This is a genomic window from Coprobacter fastidiosus (assembly GCF_030296935.1).
GTDB classification, from domain to species: Bacteria; Bacteroidota; Bacteroidia; order Bacteroidales; family Coprobacteraceae; genus Coprobacter; species Coprobacter fastidiosus.
Genome location: NZ_AP028032.1, coordinates 3,163,978 through 3,189,166, shown reverse-complemented (window position 1 = coordinate 3,189,166; position 25,189 = coordinate 3,163,978). Strand labels below are relative to the sequence as shown.

Genomic DNA, 25,189 nt, shown 5'->3' with positions numbered 1-25,189 from the left:
TAATAAAATAAATTGACAACACGTTTATCAGAAAGTCGGTCGGAATATAAGATTCAGACTTCGTTGGTAAGGATATGAAGTACCTCTTTCCATTTTTACCGACGAAATTCTGAATACGTCGTCGTAAGCAATTCCGACAACTAATCTCTCCAATTTGATTTTTTTCAGAAACGACTTAGGCAACTCGTACGTGAAAGTTATGTTCGACAGATAAAATTCATTTTTCTTTTCTACAAACCTTTCAGAACGATAGGTCTCTTTCTTCTCACCTAATCCAAGAAAACGCGTATGGTCTCCCGGTTGTTTCCATCGATCGGTAAAAGCTCGAACGTCAACGTTGAAATAAGGATCAATATTCTCAACAGCATCGGCAATCGTCGAATTGTAAATATCTCCACCAAACGTATAGCTCGAAGTAAGATTCAATCCGAATCCTTTGTACGCCAATGTCATTCCCCAACTTCCTTTCAATATAGGATTTTCATTTCCCACAGCAACTTTATCATCTTCATTATACTTCAAAGTATAATGTCCGTCTTTGGTAATAAAAATTTCCTGCCCAGTAGCCGGATCGATACCGGCAGAACGCACTGCATATATATCGTACTGAGAACCGCCCTCTTTGTAAAGAAGTTTAGGTTTAGTCCCGGTATCTCCTCCTTGATTGGTTTTTTCCAAGGCATCGCTGATCTTCGTTATTTTATCGAAATTATGAGACCCGTTGATATAAGAGCTCAGATACCAGTCTTTTGTTTGCAAAATTCTTCCGGACAAACTAAAACTAAGTCCTTTATTCAGTAATTCTCCCATATTGACTTTCACACTGGATACCCCGACTGAAGGAGGCAAATCGATGGGTACTAACATATCAAAAGTCTTATCTAAATAGAAACTAAAATTAAATGAGAGACGATCCTGAAACATACGAGTATTTATCGCAAATGTATTCTTCAAGGTCTTTTGCCATTTCAATAAGGGATTTCCCATATTTATCGGGGTAGCACCGACTCCTGTATAATAATCATTATCCTGATCATATTGATATCGGGTTACCGCCTGTTTTGCACTAAACCCGGCATTTCCCGTAGATCCCATATTCCAACGGAGGCTCAAATCATTCAGCCAACTCTTTCTAAAAAATTTCTCTTCATGGATATTCCAACGAGCACCGACCGACCAGAACGGTCCGAAACGCTTATTTGCACCGTTCGAAGAATTTCCCGAGTAAGAGAGATTTCCGTCTATAATATATCGTTTTAAAACAACAATCGTCGTATTTCCATAAAATCCTACACTTGTGCTGATATTCTCATCACCACTCGGCTTTCCATTCTTGGTATATCCCATAGCAAACTTGATATCATTCAAATTATCCTTCATAAACCCGATCCCTTGCGCAGAAAAATCGCTGGAGTATTTATAAGATATACTTGAACAACCTGCATTAACAGAAAACCCGACATCCTTAAACTGTTTTCTATAACTGGCTGTAAATTTTCCGTCCCATGCCGAATTATTTGTTCCGGAGATCGTATAAGAACCTTTTTCGGCAGGATTTACCGTTGACAGATATTGAGAATCATCCGGAGAAACATATACATCGGACTGACTGTAATCTGAAGAATAATTTATTTGTCCGGTAACATAAAATTGAGGTACGATATCCCAACGTATCATTACCGAGTTTTTCATATTCCGGCTCTGATTTTTACTAAAACTCGATAAAGTCGCATTATACAAAGGATTTTCGATCTTTTTTTCTGATCCGGAAGGATCGAAAGGATCGAAATAATATTCTTTGATATATTCCCCGTATTCATCATAAATCGGTTCATACGGATTCATTTTACTATATGTGGAATAATCTCCATAAGGAGAACTCTTACTTCCGCCCAATCCATAACTTCCTGTAAAAGAGACAGTCAACTTATCAGTCAACCGATAACCGAAATTTATATTGAATCCGTAATTACGACGATAGTCTCCTTTCATAATACCATAAGTATCTCTAAAGCTAAGTCCCGCCGAATAAGATAAGTTTTGCCCCATACCGGTAAGTGTCAGAGAATGGGAATGGCTGAAGGCGAACCGCAACGGAGCTTTATACCACTCTGTATTGATTCCTTTCCGAATATTTTCCAATTTATATGCATATGCCTGATCTAAAGAACCGTCATCGGTATCATAAAGGCCGGCAAGACGTTCCAATTCCAGTTTCTGCTCGGCATTGGTCAAGTTCATCGAAGAAAGATCGGCATAAGCAAATGTCGGAGTAAAACTATAACGTAAACGCACTTTACTATCCTTTGCCCTAACACGTTCTACCAAAATTACACCGTTGGCAGCCCGTTCACCGTAAAGTACCGTAGCCGAAGCATCTTCTAATATCGTAACAGATTCTATTTCATTGATTTCCATATCATAAAGCTCTTCCATAGAAATCTCTACTCCATCTAATATTACCAACGGGTTATTAATTCCCTGCTCTCCACTAATAGCCAAAGAGTTAGCACCACGAATTATTAGTTCAGGAACTACATTCGGATTTGATCCTGCTGCATTATTCTCTACAATCTTCATATTAGGAGTCAATGCCGTAATCGCTTTCAAAACGTTCGTACTGGAAACCTTCAACAAATCATCACGCTGTAACGTCGTCGCAGTTCCCGTAAAAGTTTTCTTATCTTGCGCAAAAAAACCATTTACCACAACCTCACTTAAAGCGACATTATCTTCTTTTAAGTGAACAATTAACTTACGTTCAGGCTTTACAACCTTAATAGAATGCGGCAACATACCTACAAACGAAAAATCAAGAAATATGTCTTTATCCGATTTAGGTATCTGTATGATAAACCGCCCGTCAACATCCGTAGCTACCGCCTGTGTTGTTCCTCTTACTTTCACAACAACCCCCGGTAACGGTTCTTCTTTACTATCAAGTACCGTACCGATAACCGTAACACGCTGGGTTTTAGGTTGCTCTTTCTTATCTGAAGTTTGTTTATTTTCATTTTTAGGAGGGGTTTGAGCATTGATTAAGCCGGTTATCATCATTAAAACAGATAACAGCAAAACTCTCTTCAACCACCGTCTCAGAACAAAAGTGTATAACATATAATTTCTGAGTTTTTATAATCTTTCCCCGTTCGGAGAAAACATGTTCGACTATTTTACATAAAATTAGAATCCGGAATCAGTTCAGGTTCAGTATCCGGAACGATATAACCTACAATCTTACAAATCTTGCATAGTTTAGGAAAAGGTCAGGTTCGGAAAGAAAATAAGAATTTTCTTCCGAACCGTTCAAAACCCATTTATTTAGATCTTGCATCCAAAGCTTCATCGATCAAGTACAACATAGCTTTAAAGTGAGCTTTTGTATCGGTATCGACAGCACCCATTCGTGACTTCAATAAAGATTGAACACGTAAAAGTTGACCGAATAACAGATCTTTCGAATTATCTATACTTCTCAAATTTACTCTATATTGCCAACCGTAACCATAGCCGATCTCATCTTGAGCCATTTTGCGTGCGACAACACCTGAGCCTTCTTTCATTTCCAATTCACGCAAAACATCTTTATAACGTTCTACAACTCCGCTTTCATCCAGTCCCATAGAGATAATTTCGTCAACAGACGGAGCATAAGCTGCAGCAACACTATTTTCGTCGGTCAATCCCATTTTTTGTAAAGGCTTGGTTGTTTTACCGGCTACATATACAGCTCTTTCTAAGAAAAGACGTTGTAACATACGGTCAGATTCGGGTACATGATTCTTCTTTATGGCACTTTCCCAAACCAAAGAATAAAGATCATCAAAGTATTCTTTAGGAGAATATCCCTCTTTACCGGCAATATGAGACGAGAAAATAACATTGCTGTACGAGTTAAATAATTCAAGTCCAGTATAGTATCTCATAATCGGAGCTAATCCGACTCTTAATCCGAAATTCTTTGTTACCTCTTCATTGTCTAACCAATCGCAATTTTTCAATTCGTTTATCACCCATTTAAGAGCAGCTTTTTGTTTCGATTTTTCTACTGCCCGAACTCTTTCGCCCGGAGTACCGGCTTTCAAATCGGTCAAATAAATTCCTCCGATATTCAACATAACATGGCGGAAATAGCGGTCATATTGTTTAGCCAAGTTCTCATAAGTCATCTCCCTGTATGAACCGTCCGGATCCATTTCATCTGTTATCCATTCATTCATGTGAGCAAGAATATATTTCAGATTCTTTACACCGTAATCAGATGCCTTGATCGCATCATCGCCAAGATCCTCCTCCACGGCACTCGGATCATAACGGCCTGAAACTTGTTGTCTTCCGTAACGATAAAGCGGATCTCCAGCTTTTGCATCGATCATAGCTTCGAGATACGGAATCTCTTCCATCTCATCTTTTGCCTCAAATATCGGTTTATAAGCATATTCTACCAAATAATAATCATATACGCCTAAATCGGGAGGAGTCAGTTTAACCCCCTTATCTCCCGGTTGAGCAACATAATTGAAACGAGCATAATCCATGATAGAAGGCGTAGTTCCGTATTTCTGAGTAAAGCTTGCCGAACGTAAAGAATCGACCGGAAAAGCGGCAGATGCTGCCATATTGTGCATAAATCCGAGACAATGTCCGACTTCATGAGCTAAAATATAGGCAATAGATTCGGTAACCATATCCTCATCCATTTTCTTACATCGAGCTCTTTCATCTACCTGTGCAGTCTGTACAAAACGCCATTGGTTTAACAGCTTGACCACATCATGATAAACCAATACCGATGCATTGATAATTTCTCCGGTAGAAGGATCTACCCATGAGGGACCCATAGCATTCATAACTCGTGCAGGAACATAACGAATACAAGAATATTTTAAATTGTCTGGATCAAAATTAGGATCATCTTTCGGAAAATCGAGAATCTGAATCACATTCTTAAAACCGATTTTTTCGAATGCTTTATTCCAGCGAAGAATACCCATACGCGCACCTTTAGCCCAAGCTGCAGGAAAAGCGTCATCTAAATAAAAAACAATCGGCTTCACCGGCTCAACCAATTCACCTCGTAAATAAGCCGCAGTATCTTTAGGCTGCAAATTCCAACGGTGAATCATCGAATAGGTCTTGATAAAATCTTCATTCTTATCGAAATTCAAACGGTTTGTATTAAAAATACCTATTCGTGAATCTGAAACACGAGGACGCATTTTCTGCTCCGGTAAAAGTAGAATCGTACGGGTTACCTGAAATGTCACCGGAACATTCTGCGATAACGTGTACAGTCCCATCAGTTTTGTCGAAACCGAATAAGACATATATGATTTGATAGAAGCATTATCTTCGAATGCTTTTATCCCTGTCACAGTCGAAGCTTTAGAATTGAAAGTACCTGAAACACTTACTACACCACCGCCATTCGACATAGGAGATAATTGGTCGTTCGATCCGGTAAAAAGAGTAGTCATATCGAATACAACCGCCGAACTGTCAGGAGTATAGCAAAAAACAGGCATTGTATTCAGAATCGGATCTAAAGTACTGATACCAATAGCCTTTTTCATTGCTGCATCTCCTTCATCATATCGTGGAGCGACATTTACCTTCGACATACAGATAAGACTGTCCATCTTGACAAATTTCACATGCATCGGCGGTTTAGGCTTGTACCCGATCATCCCGAGATCCGTATCACTCGCACCTGAGATAGTAGAAGCAATCAAAACTTCCCGACCTAGATATTTTACCGGCATTTCAAAATAGATTTTCCCTTTAGTCCAATGTAATGTAAGAAAGTCTCCTTTCGCCGTTTCACAAGCTTTCGTCTTAAAAGTCCGTTTGTACTTGCTACTCTCTTTTTTCACTGAAGAATCTTTCGAAACTTCCGTTTTTTTAGACTTTTTAGATTTCCCCCTTTTGGCATAAACATCGGGAGATCCGAACAATAATACTGCCGACAGCAATATTAATCCAACTTTTCTCATTTGCACTTACCTATAATTTAATTATTAATCCTAAACATGTTCTATGATTTTCATAGTTAAGTTAAACAGCTAAAATACAGAACACGCCTTTTCTCTATTTCCAATTTCTAATATCCAAACAAAGGAGATTCCCCGTAATTCAGCGGGGATCTCCCTGTTTTTCATATATATTCTTCAACTTTACGGAACTATTACCGAACACCGTTTATTACCGATTTTAACAATATATGAACCCGGCACGACTTTTATAGTCTCCATATTTTCGGACACCTTACGGGTTGTAACTAAAGCTCCATTCAGAGAAAATACCTCGATCATATCATTATTTTCGGCATTCAATACTTTAATCAAGCCGTTTCCGGTAGTTATGATTCTACTACTTACTGTATTTTCGTCTACTCCTGCAGGAACAGTAATATGGACATTTGTTGTTTTAAACATATTTGCAGTACCCGTAAATTTAGGATAAGCTGCCGTCGCCATAACGCAATACACACTGTCAGCAAGTTCAGTCCCGGTAAATGTGAACACACCGTCTTTTTCTGTATAATCCACATCTTTTTGCAATGCTGTTCCGGAGGTCTTCAAACGCCATGTATATGTCGTAGTCTCTTCTTTATCCGACACCCCGAAAGCTTTCAATTCAGAAGAAAGATCGACAACCGTTCCGGCAGTAATATCTTTCGGTAACACATAAGGCGCTTGAGGAGCATAAGTAAGACGACTTGCAGAAGACATACCTAAGGTTTTCTCAGGGAGAGTAGAAATTGTCAGTTTATTATTTTTCACATCCAATGTCGTTGTAGGAGCAACCCCTTCACTCGGCATGATTATTTCTTCCAAGTTATTGTTGCTTAACCGACATGGACCTAAATCATTACATACCGAAAGATCGATACTTGACAACAGGTTTTCGCTCAAATTTAAATTATATAAATCAGAGCAAGCCGTTAAATCTATACTTTCGAGCTTATTTCCATTGGCAGACAACCAAATTAATTTCGGACAATGAGTCACATCTAAAGCTGACAATTCATTCTCTTCTGCATAGATATAGTACAGTTCCTCATTATTAGTAACATTCAATTCTCCCAATTTATTAGTCGGAACTTTAAGGACTCCCAACTGAACGGCTTTCGTCACATCTATAGAAGTAACTTCCTGCTCATCTGCACCGAAGTACAACATATCTCTTCCATAAATTTTTATTGTACCTTTAGGAATTCCCGTCACAACTGTCGGTTTCATCGTATTCTGTCCGAAAACAGCAAGTGAATCATTGATCTCTACCGTTTCTACCGGCATGCCGTCTCCCCAATCGATAAACACCTTATGCCCGGTAGCACAACCAAGCTGTAATTCCACTTCTTCGACTTTTGTAGTATTTAATGTAATTGCAGCTTCTGTAACCACTACCGAAAGATCTGTCTTGTAAGAATTTGTAGTACCTGTAAATTTAGGGAATGCATTAGTTGACATTACACAATAAATCGTATCTGACAACTCTTTATCAAACTTAAATACACCTGCACTGACTTCTGTATAATCCGTTCCGGGTGTTAAAATCGTATTGTCTTTCTTCTTTATCCACCTATAAGTAGTTGTTTCTTCTTTATCGGATAATCCTTGTAATGTCAATTCGGATGAAAGATCTATTGTCCCTCCCAACGCTATTTCTTTAGGAGACGGGTACGGATTTTGCGGATAATAAGTATAAGTTCTGGCTGTCGTAACAGGCAAGGTAGATAATTTAAAATAATTATCTTTCAATAAAACTTGTGTTAGATTGGCACTTGATGTCGGGAAAATTACCGAATTCGCAGCTGCGAATCTATTCCCTGACAACCGAAGATATTTTAAACTTTCACATGCCGAACAGTCAATCTCTGTCAAAAGATTATTCGTTAACGCTAATGTCGTCATTTTAGTATTAGCGCTTACATCAATCGTAGTAATTTTATTATCTGCAAGATTTACATTTGTAAGACTGGGACATCCGGTCAGCTTGATCTTGGCTATCGACATACCGCTTGCCAAAAGTTGCGTCAAATTAGGAGCATCGCCCAAAGTAAGAGTTTCAAGTTTATTATCGTCAAGACTCACATATTCTAACTGATTATTTTTCGATAAATCAATTGTCGTAAAGCTATTATCATTGACTTTAATATATCCCAAATTTGTTGCCCCCGTTACATCCAATTCAGTAATCTGTTGATCTGCATCAATAACAAAAAACTTAATATCATCTGCATAAATCTTTATTTTTCCACCATTTACAGGAGTTCCAGTAACAACAGTAGGATGAATTGCTGCAGAAGAAGCTGTCGGATAAACGGTCGCTGAATCGGCAATTTCTACCGTTTCGACAAGTTTTCCATCTCCCCAATCAATATGAATCGTATGAGCTGTTCTACAACCAAATTTCATTTCTATCACATCAGTCTTAGTCGTAGTCAATGTAATAGAAGGCGTAGTAGTTTCTGCATACATATGTGTAATAGAAAAAACACACAATAGAGCAGATAAGAGTAAACATCTTTTCATAAGCCTTAAGTTTTAGTTATTTAAGAATAAAATTAACACTATCAAAATCCTATTAAAACCTTATAATCCACAGATGTCTATATTAACGAACGTTTCTTTGGATTTTTTTAAGAAAGATATTGTGTTGGTGAGGAAAAGTGAATATTGTCCTGAAAAGTAATTTCTTAAGTGCTAATGGAAAAAATGTCCTTATTCAAAAAAATCGTCCAGATTAACGTTCAATTAATTGGACGATTCACCTTATATATAATAAAATATTAGCATAAAAATACGCTAACCCAGCATAAACATTCAAGCCTAACGGCTACAAATATAATAAATTTATTTCTTTTCTTATCAAAAACATATTTTTTTGTGTAACATATGCTATACAGCAACTATTTTATCAAGAAAAATGATAAAATATACACCATTTATACAGAATTATGTTTTCATTCTTTTATTACTACGAATTGAAAATTTATTTATTGATCCAAGATTATTAGTTAAAAAAAACGACTAAATTCTACTTAGATCAGTTTCGAGAGAAATCAACATGAATAGTCAATTCTCCTCTCGAGAAAGAAACATCAACACCATTACAGACTAAAAGAAAACGTAAAGATGACCTAATAATATTTTTTATTAGAAAATTCAGACAACTTTAAGAAAACAACACTACTCTTTATCTACAAATAAACAAAAAAAGAATCCCTATAAACTGAGAAGTTATAAGGATTCTTTATAAAATAGTATTGTTAATTACTTACTCAAAGCAGTAGCAACATCAACCGCACAAGCCACTGTACATCCTACCATCGGGTTGTTACCGATACCGAGGAAGCCCATCATTTCCACGTGAGCGGGAACTGATGAAGAACCAGCGAACTGAGCATCAGAGTGCATACGGCCCATTGTGTCGGTCATACCGTATGAAGCAGCGACACAGCATCCCTGTAAGTCTTTGCAATCTGTTATTAATCAATGCTATAATAGCAATGGGTAAACTCCTTGTTAGTAAATAAAAGAACGAATTATCAAAAAGGGCTGCATCATGGGCAAATGCCTATGCGTTATCCTTTAGATGAGAGTACTCCTAATGGAGTTAAGACCGTAATCTAATCTGCGTGTCAATGAAGTATAAATCTCCGTCTATGCCATAAAGTACATTATTGGGAACTGCATCAAACACTTCATAATCCGAATTATGGTATTCGTCGTAATAGTCCATTTCAAAGCCAAGTGCTTGCATATAGGTAGCAATTTCATCTTCCGTAGCTTCTCGTTCAGCTAATATATAAGGTTGTACGAGAACTGCACAAAATTCTTGTTGGCTGTTATAAGCGAAGCCTATCATTTGATAAGGCACATTGCCAAAGAACTTATTATGTGCAGCAATGCGGATGAAGAAGTTCTCTAAATCATCCCCTGCGTATTCAAAGTTGTTCAGCTTGACAACAATGTCGTCTTTATCTCCTGTATAGACTTCATTCTCTCCGCCTTTATTAAGGAACTCCACATTTAAATTAGGAAGTGAAATCCATAAGCCGTTGGCATTGGCAAACTTTATGAGTTCTTCTGTTTGCCCTCTCTTATAGCCCTCTGTTGGTTCAGTTTCTCCTGCTGCTTCCTTTTGGCTTCTAACGATATGGGCTGCTTGCTCCAAGAGGCTATTGATTGACGAGTGCGTTCTATCCATTCTTTGTGAAATTCATTAATATATTCCATAAATCTTCTGATTATGAGTTTAAGGCAAAGGTAATCATTTCTTTGATATTAGTCTATAAATATCATGGTTAATAGCTTGGCAACACCGTTTAAAACATATATAGGCAAATTACCAGATACTGTAAGTACATCTATGCCCTCGTCATTCTTACTATAATTTACTTTTAGAATCATTCGCGGTTTACCTGCTCTTATATAAATTCCTTCAGTGCCATTATTAGAGGTCTTAACTGATAACTCATTAATCCATTCATAGCTTTGTGTATTGATAATTTCATAAGGCTTTGACGTGGACACTTGTTCTACAAAAGGTTGGCAAGGTATGAGTTTTATAGGCTTTTCAATTAGAGTACAATTAGGCAGTTGGTAAAACTTTTGTCCAACTTTGGCTACTATGTTTTGGGCATCGGGTATGTAAAATAATCTTAACTTCATGCTTTATAACTTAAATGGTTAATCAATGATTGAACCGTAAAGTTACTAATTTATTTTAGAATGAGGCTCATTAAAGGAAAGAAAGCAGCATAAGAGTTTCCTCAAATGCTGCTCTGTCTTAAATTAATTTGGTTATTAGTCAATCTTCTTGTAAGTGGTTGTTGTAATATCGTCCAATTCCTCGCTGCCATCTTCCATTGTGTCCCAATCTTCAAAAGCAAGAACTAATTTAGTAGCTGTAAGTTCATTGACAGTAAGGACATCTGAATAGCCGTCATCGTAAGAGATAGTCAGCTTATTATCTTTCAAAGACCAGCGACTTGTTTCTGTATATCCACCGTCCACACGGCTCTCTATGCAAGTACCGTCAGCCTTGAACTCCCATAAGCCATTGGTATATGCTTCATCACCAAGAATGACTTCTTTACCATTCTCTATTTTGTGAATCTTCTCCCAAGTGGACTGCCATTTACCTATAAGGTTGGCTTGTTCAATGATTGTCTGTTCATCTTCATCATCACTGCAAGCTGTAAAATTCACAGCACATAAGACCATTAATAAGGTCGTTCCAATTAGTCTTAATGTTCTCATTTTGAATTAAAATATTTATTGTTAGTAGAAATATATTCTGCAATTCTCCTAAACACATTACCTGCCATCAATCCACCACTTGCAGGTAGTCCTTCTTTATGAATAGAAACAATGATAGAATATTGGGGAGCATTGGCAGGGAAGTAACCACAGAACTCTACAATATAGCTTCCATCTTCAAGCTGTATTGTCTCTGTCTCACCTGCAACTTGTGTCTTATCAGACTTGGCAGGTTGTCCCAAACCATCAGTTACCACATATTCCAATGCCTGTTTCAGACTGTCAATGTTGGCTTGACTTGCTATCTGTGGATTGATTACTGTTGTACTGTTTTTGTAAAGTTGAGGCTGTACCATCTTTCCACTATTAGCAATAGCATTATAAAAGGTTAGCATTTGTATAGGGGTAATAGTTTGATTATATCCAATGCAGAGCCATGCAAAAGCCGTATCACTCCAACCACTATCTTTAGGAGTAACAAAGTATGCAGGTTTCAGATTAGCTATTCCTGCGATGCTGTCTGGTTTACCATAACTCATATTATTCAACAGATTGAAGTATGCTTGTGCATCATCTCCAAATGCTTTCTCCATTGTTTTATAAACAGCAATGTTTGAACTTGAAGCTAAACCTTGCTTGATAGAGATTTCACCATATCCACCTCTATGCCAATTATAGTCTTTGATGGTATCTCCCTTGCAAATATAAATGCCGTCACCTACATCTACTGTATCAGCTAATTTGACTTTACCTGTTTCCAATGCTGCCAATATGGATATAGGGTGTATCAGTGCTGATTCGTGTACTTGGGAGAAATTCTCACAAGGTAGGTAGTTAGCACTATCTTTCCTTTCAAGCCCAACCATCGCCTTGATATGCCCTGTCTGAACTTCCATGATGATAGCTTGTCCTGATAGAGCATTTAGTTCAGTTAGCTTGCTCTCTAAGATAGAGGTTACTTTGACTTGTAAAGTGCTGTCTATGGTGGAATCTGATTTACCTCTATACTCAATAAAAATATAAGCTATAAGTGTTGTTATGCTAATAAGCAGAATAATGATTTTCTTCATTTATATTTTTGTTCTATAATTAACTCTTTCATCATTTTGTAGAACTTTGTAATAAGATAATGGAGTAGTGTCTTTCATATCCTTTTTTGCATATTCCATAACTTTATTTACACGTTCCTCTAAAGAAGTAAATAAACTAAGTGGAAAGTCGCAATGAAATTTTATTTGCATACTGGAAATATCTTCAATAAATTCTTGAACACTGTCATCAGTCCATTTTCTTATAATTTCTATATTTTGCTGATTATTTATAGATAAACTATTTTGTTCTGCGTATTTAGTAGCTAAATGACTATATAACTCATTTTTAATCGTCTGGTACACATAATTCATATTGGGAGTACACTTTATTTGAAATCTATCGCAAAATCTTTTTCCAATTACAGTTATATCCCATCCATTATAGTTTCTTTCAATCTTTTCCATTATCAAGTAGAGTTATGATTAATTTATCCAAATAGTTTACTAAATAGCCACAGCACAAATATAATCCCTGCACCAAATATGAATATTTGGAATAGGATGTAGCCACAGCCCATTCCACCCATAATAGCACCAGAGAAAGCACCAGCACTTCTTTCTCCATCATTAGAGCTTGAAGCTCCCCATATTGCACCAATGATAATAGCAATAATAATAATCCAAATCCACATGAAATATTATATATTATTCATAAACTTTTTCATCAATCTTGTTGCCTGACTTATCATATTCTACTTTCTTGTAATAGCGTCCATTTTCATCTTTATATTTGGTAGAAGCGGGCTGTCCATTCTCATGGTAGATTGTTCTTGATATAACTTTACCGTCCTTATATTCCTTTGTTGTACCATTCTTAAATTTAACTGTACCTGTAAAGGCTTCATCACTTCCTTTTTCGTATCTGTAGCCATTGATAGTTTCAGTATCTTCACTATTGACAGTTTTATTGGAATTACCACAACTGGTAAATGCAATGATAAGTGAAATGAAAAACAAGTATCTCATAATGTGATAATGATATTATGCCCACCTGTTCCCTATGGATAAGCTGTTAAAATAAAATAGGTGTGGGAACTATATCTGTCTTATCCTAAAGTCAGGTCTTCGCATTACCTTTGGAATGGATAAAACAATAGCCCCACACCAAAAGGTATATAGAAACCTTACAGACATAAGGTAAATATATATCCAGTGTGGGTGCTATTGCTATCATCTTCATTCCAATATCAAAGTTGCGAAGTTTGACTTTAGAAGATAATTTCAATAACACCTTTCGTTAAATATGTCCTTCCAATTCCCTATCTCATTAGTTCATTGGAATTGGTGCAAAGGTAACAAAAGGTTTTAAATCTATCAGCATGGAGTGAGGATAAATAGTAATTATTGTGTTACTAAACAAGGAATTAATGGAGTATTTAAGCAGAATTGCATCTGAACTCTCTAAATCCATGTGGGTATCAAATTCACTTCTCCCCATATAAGGACTAAATTCTGAATATTCTTACCCACCTTGAATTATCATCTTTAAGTCAGCATATTGTTGGATATTCAAGAAGTGCTACCTGTAACATGATTAATAAGAGTTGAAATAGTTCTAAAGTCTGTAAACTTATGGAATTGAGCTACTTCTATAAGGCTGAAATGCCAAACATAAATAATCAGACTTTAGATATATCTGGAATTTAAAATTTAGGTAGGACAAATTTTGATTAGGGTATATAGAACTAACCTTGTTCTTGATTTGTCCTACCTGTTATTTAGAAGCTCAAACAGTCATAAGTCTGTAAGATTTCTTCCTGCCTTAACCCCAAGTATCTTTTAGTAATAGCGACAGAACTATGGTTGAACAGTTCCATCAGCTTTACTAAGGCAAGTTCAGCATTATCACTGTTCATGTTATAGACCTGTCTGCCGAATGTTTTTCTAAGTGAATGGCAACTAAAGTTCTTAATCTTTAACCTGTACTTCTTCTTTACCTCTTTAAGAATGATATTGATTCTCTGAACTGTGAAGATAGTGCCTTTCTGACTGATAAGGATTGGCGCATTGATTCCAACAGGATTTATATGTTCGTAGCACTCTTTGATATGCTGCTGTAATTGTGGGTTCAGTCTGATAGTCCTTACCTTATTTGTCTTTTGCTCAATTACTGTAAACTCGTCAGTACCTAATATCTGTTTCCACCTTAGAGATAGAATATCAGATATTCTTAATCCTGTGAAACACCCCAAAGCTATAAGAAGTGAGATTTTATAATTCCCGTCTTTGGCTAACTTCCTTATGAGGTTCATTGCATCAGACCATATAAGATAGTCTGCCGTTGTGCTTGAATATTTAAGTGACATAATGTTCTGTTTTATAAGTTAATGAATAGAAGTGAATATTAATTCAGAGTTGGATTTGCTAACTCACTGATTACTAAAGGAACATTCACTAATAGTAGAAGTGAATATGATAAGGACACCCAACTTAGAAATTGAGTGCCCTTTACCTTATTATAATTCTCCCTCGTCAGCGAAACTATAATATCCTGCATCTATAAGTATGAGATGGTCTAAGACTTTAATCCTCATAAGCTGTGCTGCATCCTTGACTTGCTTAGTAATCTCCATATCCTGCCTACTTGCTTTCAGATTACCGCTTGGATGATTATGTGCAAGGATAATGGCTACTGAATTGGTAAGCAATGCAGCTTGTAGAATTACTCTGACATCAGCACAAGTTTCAGTAATTCCACCCTCTGATATAAGAGTGTAGCCTAAAATTTGGCTGGCTTGGTTTAGGAACAGAACTTTGAAGTATTCCTTGTAACAGATTGTACCCTCCTTATAGGTAGGGAGTAAGTATTTATAAGCGTCCTCTGAACTGGCTACCTTATGCAGTTTATTGAATTTGGGTTTGTAGGACAGTTCCACTTCGCCCACAGTATAATCTATATCCATAATGTACAATGTTTAATAAATTGGTAGAAATAAAGAAAGGACAACTAACCAAGTAGTTGCCCTTTCCTCTCTCAATCAATAAGCCCATTTAATCAATGAACCATTTGTAACGCTCATCCCCATGTAAAGCCGCATTGATTCCCAAAGCCATTTCAGTGGCATTCAAAGAACGGTCTAAGAATGAATCAATGTAGCTTGACTTGTTAGCTCCTGTAAGCAGGTTATAGAACTTCCACATATTAAGCTCACTCCCAAAGCTGCCAAAGTTATCATCGTGAATGTATGCTTTGGCTACACTGTTTATCTGTGTGTCTGTAAGCAACATTCTTGGCAGTGCCTTTTGATAGCCTGTTGGCAAGCATTGGTAAAGTCGCATCTTGCCTATAATCTGTGCGAATTGATGTTCACTCATGGAAGTGTTGCCTAATTGCTGCATCAGATAAAGATGTTTGGCAGGGTTGTAGTTATTGAACAGTTCCAAGGCTGCACGATAGAGTTCAGTTGTGTTACTTACCCTTAAATCATCCTTGTAGCCATTGGTAAAGATGCACATATTACAACAAACTTGGTTCTTGAAGCCAATCGCCAATCTGAACAGCTCTGGAACTTTCTTGCTGTACAGGTTCATCTGATTATAAGCTCTCACACCTACAATGGAAAGATTGAGTTTATTTCCACCCACCGTTTCATAAATGGTAGGAACATCAATGCTGAATGCTGCCCTCTCATAATAAATGGTCTTGTCAGATTCCAACAGTTGGTTGGCTGGCTTATGGATAGCTTCAGGGATTCTGCCTTTGATAATGTGGCTTACTCTTATATCTGCCTGTTCCACTTTCTCACCGTTAAAGAATGATTGGGCTGCATCCTGTATGGTTTCCACAAATGCGGCATGGTTAATGGTCAGCTCGTTGTCCTTAGAGAACACAGGTGTGATGCAGTCATGTTTCAAATGATGTAAGGTTACTTCCTGCGTGTTTGCTTCAATGAAATGGGTTACAGGTCTTACAGGTTCGTCCACAATGATTGTAGCTTCCTCTGCGTATTCACCCCAATTCATTCTCTCACGGTTGTTTGCCATAGCTGGCATGATAACTAAATTTCTCATAATGATAAATTGTTTAAATGATTATTGATTGATTTAACTCTCGAATTGGTAAAGCTCCTATCGCCTTGGATTGTTCCATAACGATTTTGACTTTACTACAATCCGCTGAATTACATTTAAGTGATATTACAATTAGACTATATTACCATTATGTCTTTATTGTGTATCTCTTTAAGAAGTCCATGAATGATGTGAGGTGAATAGTAAAATTTATAAGGATTGAGGGGGTGAGCAGGTCTATGCCCAATCTCATTTTTATTCTGTTTGGTGAGAGGGGGTGTAAATTAGTGGTATGGTATCGCGTGTAACATTTTGAAGATTGGGGTTATAAAATCCATTCTTTACCTTAAATGTTGCATCCGACTTTAAATATTCAACTTCAAGTGCTTATAAAGTGGATTTAAGGCAGACTTGGGATTATTCGTACCATCTATTAATATATTAATAAACAGTACGAAAAATCCTGCTTGCCTGTTATTTGGACTTGAAAGCTATCTGAACCACGTTTTTTGAGTTGGTTGGATTCCACTCCTTACGTTGTTTTGCTATATCATTGTCTAATAATAGTTCTTTTGGAGTAAGCTCAAATCCGTTGGGTATATATTTTAACAGACCTGCATCATATAAATCCAAATTATAATTCTCAACACTTTTCTTACCCATTCCCAATTTATCAGCCAACTTATTAAAAGTAAGCAGTATCTTATTATCTTCTGCTATTAATAGGAGCTTGATATAATATCCTTTCACTTTAATATCCAAATCCACTTTCATAAAGAGATGGCAGAGTGTTATAAAGTTGGGGCGGTCTATGGGTGGGATGCAGTATAGACTTCTCATTGTAAATTCATATATAGGGTGGTTAATTGGTACAGGGTATCTTTTTCTAATCAACACAGCTTCTATATCCTTATTGAAGTTCTTTAATGCGTCCTCACTCTCTCCTGTCCGTTTGGCTAAATCCTTGATTCTCCATCTGACCTTATAATAGTCATTTCTATATAAGGACAGACAGAAGAACCTGTACATGTTGGGTGGATTAAGTTTGTTCACTATTGATTTATTAATGGTAGCATAATCCTGCCTAATGCTGCTTGTCCTGTTTTGCAGGTATCTTTGAGGTATCTTCATATTCATTAGTAGCTGATTGAATAAACTTTAAATCTTTCTTCTCTCGTTCCATCCTGTAATAGTAGGCAGTTCCAAAGTATATCTTGGCTTCCTTTCTGTTGTGGAACTTCTTCCCTGTTGGCAAATGAATTATCATGTCAATTCAAGTATTAGTAAGTTAATAAGCCAATTTCTGCAATGAGATATAATAGGTAGTAACCTTTCCATTTTTCTTTCTCCTTGTCTTTAGATAGTTGTTAAGATTAGCCCACAATCCAATGTGAACCTTGTTATCTTTTACTCCCTGTTTAAGAGCCTTAGCCCTTATCTGTTCATAGGTAAATTCTTCCATTTTAGATATTCTGAATAGTTTGTAGTCTGCTTATCTGTGTGGTGGGATTATCTGTTTGTGGTACTGTAAAGATAAGAACTTCATAGGTTAGGTACTAATGATAAGACCACACATTTAAGAATCAAACCTTATGCTATTCAGAATGTCTAAGAACTTGGGGGAGAGCAAGCCCACCTGTCACATGGGCTTTGCTGTTAGTGGCTTATGCTTCCATAGCTTCTTTCAATATTTCTATGAAGTCATTTTCTTCTTTGACCTCTTTCCAGTCTTTTTCTGTATAGTTCAGCTTTTTCAATTTGTTTAATGCTTCAAATGCCTGTTCCTCACTTGTGGATTTGGCATAACTGTTGAAGTCTTTGATGAAGTAACGTTTGGTAATGAAACTGACGCTCATATTGGCGGCCTTGCATAAATAGATAAACTTGTTACCTCTTTCAATATTAATCTCTGCACCTTTGGGAAGTGCTATCTCTTCTCCTTTTAAAGCCTTGTTCACTTGTTTGTCAGATAAGCTCTTACCTGTGTAAATCAGCATGGCGGTAGATGGGTTGAAACCTTCATTCAACAGTTCTGCCACATTTTGGAACAGTTCATCATTAGAAGTCAAAGAAGCTACAACCAATCTGTCCTTTTTATCCCAACTGCTGCCTACATTATTAATATCAACCAAGTATTCACCTACATTCTCTACATCTCTCATATAAACATTGGGAATTGTTTCAGTGTACTTTCCTGTTGCTACCAACTTGGCGAATGCTGTACATCTGTGCTGACCGTCAAGGATAACGAGATAGTCCGCTGCTTCCTCTTTGGTTAATTCTCTGCCTTTAATACCAGTAACAGTATAGCCTGCTTCAATCAGCTTTGTTGCTTCTACTACAATAATAGGAAATGCTTTCTCATATTTATTTGCAGCTATTAGAGCAATGAATCCATCTACTTTCTTGGAGTTTACAGGTCTGTTGTGTTTAACGAATGCTATCTTCTTCTGTTGTTCAGTTCTTGCTCCTGTTTCTTCATTGACTATTGAGAATGTAAGGAAGTCATTTCCTATATTCTCATTGGATTCATTCTCAAATTCCTGTGCCTGTTCCAACTTAGCTTTGGCACTATCAACTACATTTTGTTGTGCTGCTATTACAGCTTCATTTGCATTTCTCTTTATGAGACGCTGTAATTCTTTCTCTTCTTGTTTTAAAACCTTAGTCAGTTCCTCTACGTTACCCATAACTACGTTGTTTGATTCTACACTGTTGTTTGTCATCTCTGCTGCATTAATGTTCAATGTTTTCATATTTGTTTGTTTTTAATAGTTATTAAAATGTGCTGTGCAACCGTCAAACCTATGTACACTTAGTTATCTGATTACGCTGCAAAACTACTTGCTTCTGGGCTGACTAAAAGAGAGAAAATAATGAGTGGTTTTACTTCCCCTCTTAATTGGTTGCTCGTCCGCTATCGTTTTGACGATGCAAAGATGGGATATAATGGCAGGATTAAAAGAGAGAAAAAAAGTCCTGCTTTCATGTACCCTCTTAATGGCATGAAGCAGGACTGTATTAATTATCAGAAATTTATTGTCAATATATGCTATTCACTGTATCAATTCTTTTGTCTTTGTATTGCTTGATGTAGCCTTTTAAAGTAAATTCATCCTCTGAGAGGTTTTTATTTGTAGATAACTTGGTAAAGTAGATAAGCCTTGATATGAGCAGTGTCTTACTAAGTGATATGGTGCTTCCTTTCTTCTGTCTGACATTAAACTGCTTGTTATATGGAGATAGATTGAAGAAGTCATTGAACATCTTATAGAACAGCCATATCTGAATGGATTCCTTTTCTTCTGCATGGGTGCTTATGCTGACTTGTTGGCTCTGCATCCAAGGGTGTTCCTCTATCTCTTTTAGGTTGTTGGCAATGGTAGTAGCCAAGTAACCTATTGCATTGGCATTGTCAATTACTATCTGATGCTTGCCTTCAATCTTTACAGAGACAGTAATAGGCTTTTTAAAACTCACTCCAAATTGGTTAATCTCCTTATGGTTGTCAGCTATGGCTTTGGCGAATTTGGTGAGTTGTTCTATTCCAATGCCTGTAGCTTTCATTCCGTCCAAGCACGTTCCACAAGTATAGTCAAAGATGAACAGAAGTAGAAACCAGAACTTATCTATATCAACTCCTAAACCTTTCAGTGCATTCTGTATGTCCTCATTGGATATATAATCTTCGTATGTGAAGTTGCCGTATAGTTTATTCTGATTGTATCTCCTTATGAATAGAGGTAAGGCGGTAGTGCCACAGACGTATCTTTCTCCTGTGGCTGGGTCTATATCTATGTCTGGAACATATTTAACGGTTATGGCTTCCATGTATTCCAAACGGGTATCAATGCTTATGTAATCTTCCTTTAGCTTCTCCATAATTATTAGTTTAAGGCAAAATTAAAAAATAATCCCCACCTGCATTGCTACAAGTGGGGAATTTGTGGGTAGGATATGCTTTAGTAATCAGAATCTCCTGTAAACGTATCCATGAGTTTATCCATCTGTTCACCTATGCACTTGTCTATTAGCCTTGCATAGTGGGCGGTCATTCGTGTATTGGTATGTCCCAACATCTTAGAAACAACTTCCAGCGATATGTTATTGGCTAATGTAACGGTACTTGCAAAGGTGTGCCTACTTGTGTGGAAGCAGATTCGTTTATTGATTCCACAGAGTATAGCTATATCCTTTAGATATTTGTTGATGTCCGCAGGGTCTTGAATAGGGAGTAGTTTCTCTCCACCCTTGTACTTATCCAATATCAGCTTGGCAATGGGGAGTAGGGGGATGCGTGATAGAACTCCTGTTTTAACTCTACGCTTCTTAATCCATATTCTGCCTGCACTGTCTTTCTCAAAGTGTTCTGGCGTCAAGGTCTTAATGTCAATGTAACTAAGCCCAGTGAAGCACCCAAAGAGGAACATATCTTTAGCTCGTTCCAATCTTGGCAGGGGAGTGTCAAAGTTGATAATCTTCCTCAATTCTTCTTCATCCAAGAAATCCACTTCTACGGGTTCGCGTTCTACTTTATAAGCATTTACAGGATTGTAGGATATATAAGAGTTGGCGACAGCTAAATTTAGCAACTTCTTTAAGAACTTTAAATGCTTGGTGCAGGAGTTTTGCCCCATCTTCTTCTCTCCTAAAAGGTAAGCATGAAATCCTTGAATGAAGCCCAAGTTTATCTCTCTTAAATATAAGTCCTTACGCTCATATTTCTTCTGAATAAACTCTTTGAATAATCTGCCTGTATATTCAAACACCCAATAAGTGGCAGGGGCAACAGTTTTACCTACCATTGCTTTGCGTTCAGTGTTATGTTCGTTCAGAACATCCAATAAAGTCTTTTCGTTCAGAGCTTCCACCTTATCTGTGATAGCTTCTTTTAATAGTTCAGCAGTGATAAGATAACCCTTTTGGAGTAGCTCAATTTCTTTCTGATATATCTTATTCCGTAGTTGAATCAGATAACCGTTGATTAGTTGCGCTTCTTCACTCTTACCTTTTACAGCTTGCTTCTCTTTGTTCCAATCGGCAGCAGATATGTGCTTACCTGTACTAAAGTAGATTCTCTTCCCGTTGGTGGTGATTGAAACCTCAATAGGTGATAGACCTTTCTTGTTTTGCTTACTTTCTCTTAATGAAAAGTAAACCATTGTACAATGTTTCTCCATTTTAAATTAAATGTTATATGGAGTGTATTGCATTGTATTATAGTTGATTATGCCAATTCTTGCAGCCGTTTTTAAAGAATGGCAAATTCGGCTGCAAATCGGCTGCAAAAGTAACCTGTTTATGGTTTGATTTGAGGGGTAATTGGCTACTCTTTACATAAGCTGTTTGGACTTAAATAAAGCAGGATTTATCTTGTTATCTCCTTACTGATTCACCATTCATTCACTCTGAATAGTGAGTGATGCAAGGTGCTTCAATCTGTTATCTAAGCCAAGTTATCTCAAATAAAAAACTCCTGCAACCACAAGGATTACAGGAGTTTATCTATATAAAGTAACTTGAATTACTTATTCAAAGCAGTAGCCACGTCAACCGCGCAAGCCACTGTACATCCTACCATCGGGTTGTTACCGATACCGAGGAATCCCATCATTTCCACGTGAGCGGGAACTGATGAAGAACCAGCGAACTGGGCGTCTGAGTGCATACGACCCATTGTGTCCGTCATACCGTAAGATGCAGGACCAGCAGCCATATTATCAGGATGTAAAGTACGCCCCGTACCACCACCTGAAGCAACAGAGAAATAAGGTTTGCCTGCCAATACACGTTCTTTTTTATATGTTCCGGCAACCGGATGTTGGAAACGGGTCGGGTTGGTAGAGTTACCTGTGATAGACACATCTACGCCTTCTTTCCACATAATAGCCACACCTTCGCGAACATCGTCAGCACCATAGCATTTTACTTTGGCACGAGGACCATCGGAATATGCAATTTCTTTAACCACCTTCAGCTCTCCGGTATAGTAATCGAACTGAGTCTGAACATAGGTAAATCCGTTGATACGAGAGATAATCTGTGCAGCATCTTTACCAAGCCCATTCAAAATACAACGTAAAGGTTCTTTACGTACTTTATCGGCCTTTGCAGCAATTTTGATAGCACCTTCAGCCGCAGCAAACGACTCGTGACCAGCCAAAAATGCGAAACATTTAGTTTCTTCACGCAATAACATTGCAGCCAAATTACCGTGTCCTATACCTACTTTACGATCATCGGCAACAGAACCGGGAATACAAAACGCCTGCAATCCTATGCCGATAGCCTCTGCTGCTTCTGCCGCATTCTTGCAACCTTTTTTCAAAGCGATAGCAGCGCCTACGACATAAGCCCATTTCGCATTTTCAAAACAAATAGGCTGAGTTTCCTCACACGTTTTATAAGGATCGAGACCATATGATTCGCAGATAGCATTTGCTTCTTCGATATCTTTAATTCCGTTTTCGTTCAATGCAGCAAGAATCTGTTTGATACGACGGTCTTGACTTTCAAATTTTACTTCTCTAATCATTATCTGTTCCTCCCTATATTATTCGTGACGTGGATCAATATGTTTAACTGCACCCTGTTCTTCAGTGAAACGTCCGTAAGTGCCGGTCACTTTTTTCAAAGCTTCATTGGCATCCGTACCTTTCTTAATCTCATCCATGAATTTTCCGAGGTGAACAAATTCATATCCGCAAATCTCATCGTTCTTATCGAGAGCGATAGTTTTAATATAACCTTCTGCCATTTCAAGATAACGAGGGCCTTTTGCCAAAGTACCATATAAAGTACCTACCTGACTACGCAAACCCTTACCGAGATCTTCTAACCCTGCACCGATCATCAAACCGCCTTCAGAGAAAGCTGACTGAGTGCGTCCGTAAACAATTTGCAAGAAAAGTTCACGCATAGCCGTATTGATAGCGTCACATACAAGGTCGGTATTCAATGCTTCCAAAATGGTTTTCCCGGGAAGAATTTCAGATGCCATAGCAGCTGAATGAGTCATACCCGAACAGCCGATAGTTTCTACCAGGGCTTCCTGAATTACACCGTCCTTTACATTCAAAGTCAGTTTGCACGCACCTTGTTGCGGAGCACACCACCCCACACCGTGAGTCAAGCCTGAAATATCAATCACTTCTTTGGCTTTCACCCATCTACCTTCTTCAGGTATAGGAGCCGGACCATGATTAGGTCCTTTCTTTACAACACACATGTGTTCTACTTCGTGTGAATAGATCATAATAATTCGCTCTTTTTATTTAATGAAAATTTAAAGCCTTTTATAAGCACCGCAAAGTTAGAACTTTTCCCGATTTTAACAACATATATATTTGAAGAAAAATCAGAGTAATTGGCATCAATCTATCATCATCAATCAAATTTAAGATAAATATTATTGAATAAGCCCAATATTTTTATACATTTGTATTACATTCACATTACTATTCACACACTAACTACATCATGAAAAAATTAATTTCAGTTCTGTTAATTTTCATTCCCGAAATTTTATTTGCAGCAAACAAAGAATGGAAATCGGGATATGTTGTCACCACCCAAAATGACACAATAAAAGGATATATCGCCTATCGGAAAAGCATGGAAGATCAAGAAAAATGCTTGTTTAAAAAAGACATACGATCTCCAGAATTTAACTATACTCCGAACGAATTGATCTCATATCAATACGATGACGGACTATGTTTTCAAAGTAAAAATATAAAAACAGCTCATCTCAACGGAAAATATTTCGTAGAATGTTTATTGGAAGGAATCATCAATTTATATTGCGCACAAATAGATTATTCGAAAGAAATGAATAATCGAAAATCATTCGGGCCTATCGTCACAGCATTCTTAGCCGAAATCCCGAAAGAAGACAGTTGGGTTGAGATAATCTGTCCGGCTGATATTTTCAACGACCAACTGGAATCGAAACAAAACGACAAGAAATTGGCCAGCCTTTTTATAAATCAAATAGAGAAATTGAAAAACGATATACCTAAATCAAGTTATAACCAAGATAAGATGATCGCTCTGTTCAAAAAATATCATGACCTCGTATGTACAGACAAAGATTGTGTCATATATAAAGAACCCCATAAAAGACCTTCTCAATTTTTGACTTGTTTCACAAGTTTCGGATTTCAAAAAAGACGTACAACAGATCTGCTCGATCCAAAATAAGAAAATTTTCTCTGTCCCATGGCACATGTCGGAGTGACATATAGCCGCAGCCTTAATAAATTCACAGACAGGCTTCGATTAAATGTCGCACTTGGTCTGTTCTATCTGAATGCTAAAAAAAACACCTATTACGACAAAATATTTTATCATCCCGGATATGAATTCACAGATAATGAAGGAAACGTTACAGGACCAAAAACATATCACGATATAGAATACCATTACTTATTTCGTACTTTAGGGATATATAATCAAATCAGTGTAGAAGGCAGATTGATGGTGAAAAAGGAAATACAACCTCTACTCGAAATAGGATTTTATCAACAAGTATATATTCCGGTAAAAAATAAACTCGACATATCTGTTCGAGAGTTAGAACACAACATCAATCCGATGGAATATCCTCACTATATTGTCGGGATAATTGCTTCAGCTGGAATATCCATTAACAAAGAAAAGTATCAAATTCCGATAAAAATAAACACTTATCTCCCATTTACCGAAAGTATAGACAGACCGATGGAATTACGGACACAATTCAACCTTTCTATCGGATATACGTTCAGCATCGGAAAAAATAACCGATAAATTTCAATGGTATCTCATCATATCCAT

General features: G+C 37.2%; 22 protein-coding genes and 1 pseudogene. 2 read left to right on the top strand and 21 right to left on the bottom strand.

All coding sequences use genetic code 11. From position 1 onward, the window contains the following. Nucleotides 1-27: 27 nt before the first annotated feature. The 21 genes and pseudogenes from QUE35_RS12585 to QUE35_RS12485 all read right to left on the bottom strand — a co-directional run bounded on the left by QUE35_RS12585 (nt 28) and on the right by QUE35_RS12485 (nt 23,627). Nucleotides 28-3,117: a SusC/RagA family TonB-linked outer membrane protein gene (locus QUE35_RS12585; protein ID WP_031258648.1), complete on the bottom strand. Its 3,090-nt coding sequence runs from the start codon at nt 3,115-3,117 to the stop codon at nt 28-30. Between the two features lie 200 nt (nt 3,118-3,317). Next, entirely contained in the window at nt 3,318-5,993 is a 2,676-nt protein-coding gene (locus QUE35_RS12580; protein WP_022601434.1) for a zinc-dependent metalloprotease, read from the bottom strand. A gap of 180 nt (nt 5,994-6,173) precedes the next feature. Continuing rightward, the gene (locus QUE35_RS12575) at nt 6,174-8,537 is read right to left on the bottom strand and encodes a leucine-rich repeat domain-containing protein (RefSeq protein ID WP_122329734.1); all 2,364 of its coding nucleotides are present in this window, start codon (nt 8,535-8,537) and stop codon (nt 6,174-6,176) included. Between the two features lie 741 nt (nt 8,538-9,278). Beyond that, a pseudogene (locus tag QUE35_RS12570) lies at nt 9,279-9,455 on the bottom strand (GGGtGRT protein); the annotation flags it as partial. A gap of 166 nt (nt 9,456-9,621) precedes the next feature. Then, complete coding sequence (locus QUE35_RS12565; RefSeq protein WP_022601437.1) at nt 9,622-10,215, bottom strand: putative polyvalent protein kinase domain-containing protein; 594 nt, start codon at nt 10,213-10,215, stop codon at nt 9,622-9,624. A 77-nt stretch (nt 10,216-10,292) separates the two neighbouring features. Then, entirely contained in the window at nt 10,293-10,679 is a 387-nt protein-coding gene (locus tag QUE35_RS12560) for a hypothetical protein (RefSeq protein WP_022601438.1), read from the bottom strand. A 135-nt stretch (nt 10,680-10,814) separates the two neighbouring features. Continuing rightward, a complete protein-coding gene (locus QUE35_RS12555; protein ID WP_022601439.1) occupies nt 10,815-11,270 on the bottom strand; it encodes a lipocalin-like domain-containing protein in 456 nt (151 codons plus the stop codon). Next, nucleotides 11,267-12,340 (bottom strand): penicillin-binding transpeptidase domain-containing protein, encoded by a 1,074-nt coding sequence (locus tag QUE35_RS12550; RefSeq protein WP_022601440.1) that lies wholly within the window; start codon nt 12,338-12,340, stop codon nt 11,267-11,269. Before QUE35_RS12550 ends, QUE35_RS12555 begins: the two co-directional genes overlap by 4 nt. Continuing rightward, the gene (locus QUE35_RS12545) at nt 12,341-12,766 is read right to left on the bottom strand and encodes a hypothetical protein (protein ID WP_022601442.1); all 426 of its coding nucleotides are present in this window, start codon (nt 12,764-12,766) and stop codon (nt 12,341-12,343) included. Between the two features lie 23 nt (nt 12,767-12,789). After that, a complete protein-coding gene (locus QUE35_RS12540) occupies nt 12,790-12,993 on the bottom strand; it encodes a hypothetical protein (protein ID WP_022601444.1) in 204 nt (67 codons plus the stop codon). A 13-nt stretch (nt 12,994-13,006) separates the two neighbouring features. Next, nucleotides 13,007-13,327, bottom strand: coding sequence for a hypothetical protein (locus QUE35_RS12535; protein ID WP_022601446.1), 321 nt, complete (start codon nt 13,325-13,327; stop codon nt 13,007-13,009). Nucleotides 13,328-14,079: 752 nt separating this feature from the next. Further along, nucleotides 14,080-14,667 carry a tyrosine-type recombinase/integrase gene (locus QUE35_RS12530; RefSeq protein ID WP_022601449.1) on the bottom strand — a complete coding sequence of 196 codons (588 nt, stop codon included), beginning with the start codon at nt 14,665-14,667 and terminating at the stop codon, nt 14,080-14,082. Between the two features lie 150 nt (nt 14,668-14,817). Next, on the bottom strand, nt 14,818-15,264 hold the full coding sequence (locus tag QUE35_RS12525) for a JAB domain-containing protein (RefSeq protein WP_022601451.1): 447 nt from the start codon (nt 15,262-15,264) through the stop codon (nt 14,818-14,820). Between the two features lie 88 nt (nt 15,265-15,352). Further along, a complete protein-coding gene (locus QUE35_RS12520; protein ID WP_031258650.1) occupies nt 15,353-16,372 on the bottom strand; it encodes a DUF3871 family protein in 1,020 nt (339 codons plus the stop codon). A 474-nt stretch (nt 16,373-16,846) separates the two neighbouring features. Next, nucleotides 16,847-17,503 carry a hypothetical protein gene (locus tag QUE35_RS12515; RefSeq protein ID WP_031258651.1) on the bottom strand — a complete coding sequence of 219 codons (657 nt, stop codon included), beginning with the start codon at nt 17,501-17,503 and terminating at the stop codon, nt 16,847-16,849. Beyond that, the gene (locus QUE35_RS12510; RefSeq protein ID WP_081705678.1) at nt 17,457-17,639 is read right to left on the bottom strand and encodes a hypothetical protein; all 183 of its coding nucleotides are present in this window, start codon (nt 17,637-17,639) and stop codon (nt 17,457-17,459) included. Before QUE35_RS12510 ends, QUE35_RS12515 begins: the two co-directional genes overlap by 47 nt. Before the next feature lie 397 nt (nt 17,640-18,036). Next, a complete protein-coding gene (locus QUE35_RS12505; RefSeq protein ID WP_022601458.1) occupies nt 18,037-19,128 on the bottom strand; it encodes a hypothetical protein in 1,092 nt (363 codons plus the stop codon). A 286-nt stretch (nt 19,129-19,414) separates the two neighbouring features. Continuing rightward, complete coding sequence (locus tag QUE35_RS12500) at nt 19,415-20,254, bottom strand: hypothetical protein (protein WP_022601460.1); 840 nt, start codon at nt 20,252-20,254, stop codon at nt 19,415-19,417. 80 nt (nt 20,255-20,334) lie between these two features. After that, entirely contained in the window at nt 20,335-21,552 is a 1,218-nt protein-coding gene (locus tag QUE35_RS12495) for a site-specific integrase (protein ID WP_031258653.1), read from the bottom strand. 344 nt (nt 21,553-21,896) lie between these two features. Beyond that, the gene (locus QUE35_RS12490; RefSeq protein WP_022601464.1) at nt 21,897-22,907 is read right to left on the bottom strand and encodes a GGGtGRT protein; all 1,011 of its coding nucleotides are present in this window, start codon (nt 22,905-22,907) and stop codon (nt 21,897-21,899) included. An 18-nt stretch (nt 22,908-22,925) separates the two neighbouring features. Continuing rightward, nucleotides 22,926-23,627 carry an iron-sulfur cluster assembly scaffold protein gene (locus tag QUE35_RS12485; protein WP_009317717.1) on the bottom strand — a complete coding sequence of 234 codons (702 nt, stop codon included), beginning with the start codon at nt 23,625-23,627 and terminating at the stop codon, nt 22,926-22,928. 224 nt (nt 23,628-23,851) lie between these two features. Between QUE35_RS12485 and QUE35_RS12480 the strand changes: the two genes are divergently transcribed. Together QUE35_RS12480 and QUE35_RS12475 are read left to right on the top strand one after the other, a co-directional pair. Continuing rightward, the gene (locus QUE35_RS12480) at nt 23,852-24,574 is read left to right on the top strand and encodes a hypothetical protein (protein WP_009317718.1); all 723 of its coding nucleotides are present in this window, start codon (nt 23,852-23,854) and stop codon (nt 24,572-24,574) included. A gap of 18 nt (nt 24,575-24,592) precedes the next feature. Continuing rightward, nucleotides 24,593-25,162 carry a hypothetical protein gene (locus tag QUE35_RS12475; RefSeq protein WP_009317719.1) on the top strand — a complete coding sequence of 190 codons (570 nt, stop codon included), beginning with the start codon at nt 24,593-24,595 and terminating at the stop codon, nt 25,160-25,162. Nucleotides 25,163-25,189 lie beyond the last annotated feature (27 nt).

Coding starts and splice junctions, on each gene's coding strand:
- QUE35_RS12520 (WP_031258650.1), bottom strand. CDS start 16,372: ATGAGAAATTTAGTTATCATGCCAGCTATGGCAAACAACCGTGAGAGA.
- QUE35_RS12555 (WP_022601439.1), bottom strand. CDS start 11,270: ATGAGAACATTAAGACTAATTGGAACGACCTTATTAATGGTCTTATGT.
- QUE35_RS12480 (WP_009317718.1), top strand. CDS start 23,852: ATGAAAAAATTAATTTCAGTTCTGTTAATTTTCATTCCCGAAATTTTA.
- QUE35_RS12475 (WP_009317719.1), top strand. CDS start 24,593: ATGGCACATGTCGGAGTGACATATAGCCGCAGCCTTAATAAATTCACA.
- QUE35_RS12580 (WP_022601434.1), bottom strand. CDS start 5,993: ATGAGAAAAGTTGGATTAATATTGCTGTCGGCAGTATTATTGTTCGGA.
- QUE35_RS12560 (WP_022601438.1), bottom strand. CDS start 10,679: ATGAAGTTAAGATTATTTTACATACCCGATGCCCAAAACATAGTAGCC.
- QUE35_RS12490 (WP_022601464.1), bottom strand. CDS start 22,907: ATGATTAGAGAAGTAAAATTTGAAAGTCAAGACCGTCGTATCAAACAG.
- QUE35_RS12500 (WP_022601460.1), bottom strand. CDS start 20,254: ATGGAGAAGCTAAAGGAAGATTACATAAGCATTGATACCCGTTTGGAA.
- QUE35_RS12585 (WP_031258648.1), bottom strand. CDS start 3,117: ATGTTATACACTTTTGTTCTGAGACGGTGGTTGAAGAGAGTTTTGCTG.
- QUE35_RS12525 (WP_022601451.1), bottom strand. CDS start 15,264: ATGGATATAGATTATACTGTGGGCGAAGTGGAACTGTCCTACAAACCC.
- QUE35_RS12545 (WP_022601442.1), bottom strand. CDS start 12,766: ATGGAAAAGATTGAAAGAAACTATAATGGATGGGATATAACTGTAATT.
- QUE35_RS12510 (WP_081705678.1), bottom strand. CDS start 17,639: ATGATAATTCATTTGCCAACAGGGAAGAAGTTCCACAACAGAAAGGAA.
- QUE35_RS12530 (WP_022601449.1), bottom strand. CDS start 14,667: ATGTCACTTAAATATTCAAGCACAACGGCAGACTATCTTATATGGTCT.
- QUE35_RS12565 (WP_022601437.1), bottom strand. CDS start 10,215: ATGGATAGAACGCACTCGTCAATCAATAGCCTCTTGGAGCAAGCAGCC.
- QUE35_RS12575 (WP_122329734.1), bottom strand. CDS start 8,537: ATGAAAAGATGTTTACTCTTATCTGCTCTATTGTGTGTTTTTTCTATT.
- QUE35_RS12515 (WP_031258651.1), bottom strand. CDS start 17,503: ATGAAGATACCTCAAAGATACCTGCAAAACAGGACAAGCAGCATTAGG.
- QUE35_RS12505 (WP_022601458.1), bottom strand. CDS start 19,128: ATGAAAACATTGAACATTAATGCAGCAGAGATGACAAACAACAGTGTA.
- QUE35_RS12540 (WP_022601444.1), bottom strand. CDS start 12,993: ATGTGGATTTGGATTATTATTATTGCTATTATCATTGGTGCAATATGG.
- QUE35_RS12495 (WP_031258653.1), bottom strand. CDS start 21,552: ATGGAGAAACATTGTACAATGGTTTACTTTTCATTAAGAGAAAGTAAG.
- QUE35_RS12535 (WP_022601446.1), bottom strand. CDS start 13,327: ATGAGATACTTGTTTTTCATTTCACTTATCATTGCATTTACCAGTTGT.
- QUE35_RS12550 (WP_022601440.1), bottom strand. CDS start 12,340: ATGAAGAAAATCATTATTCTGCTTATTAGCATAACAACACTTATAGCT.
- QUE35_RS12485 (WP_009317717.1), bottom strand. CDS start 23,627: ATGATCTATTCACACGAAGTAGAACACATGTGTGTTGTAAAGAAAGGA.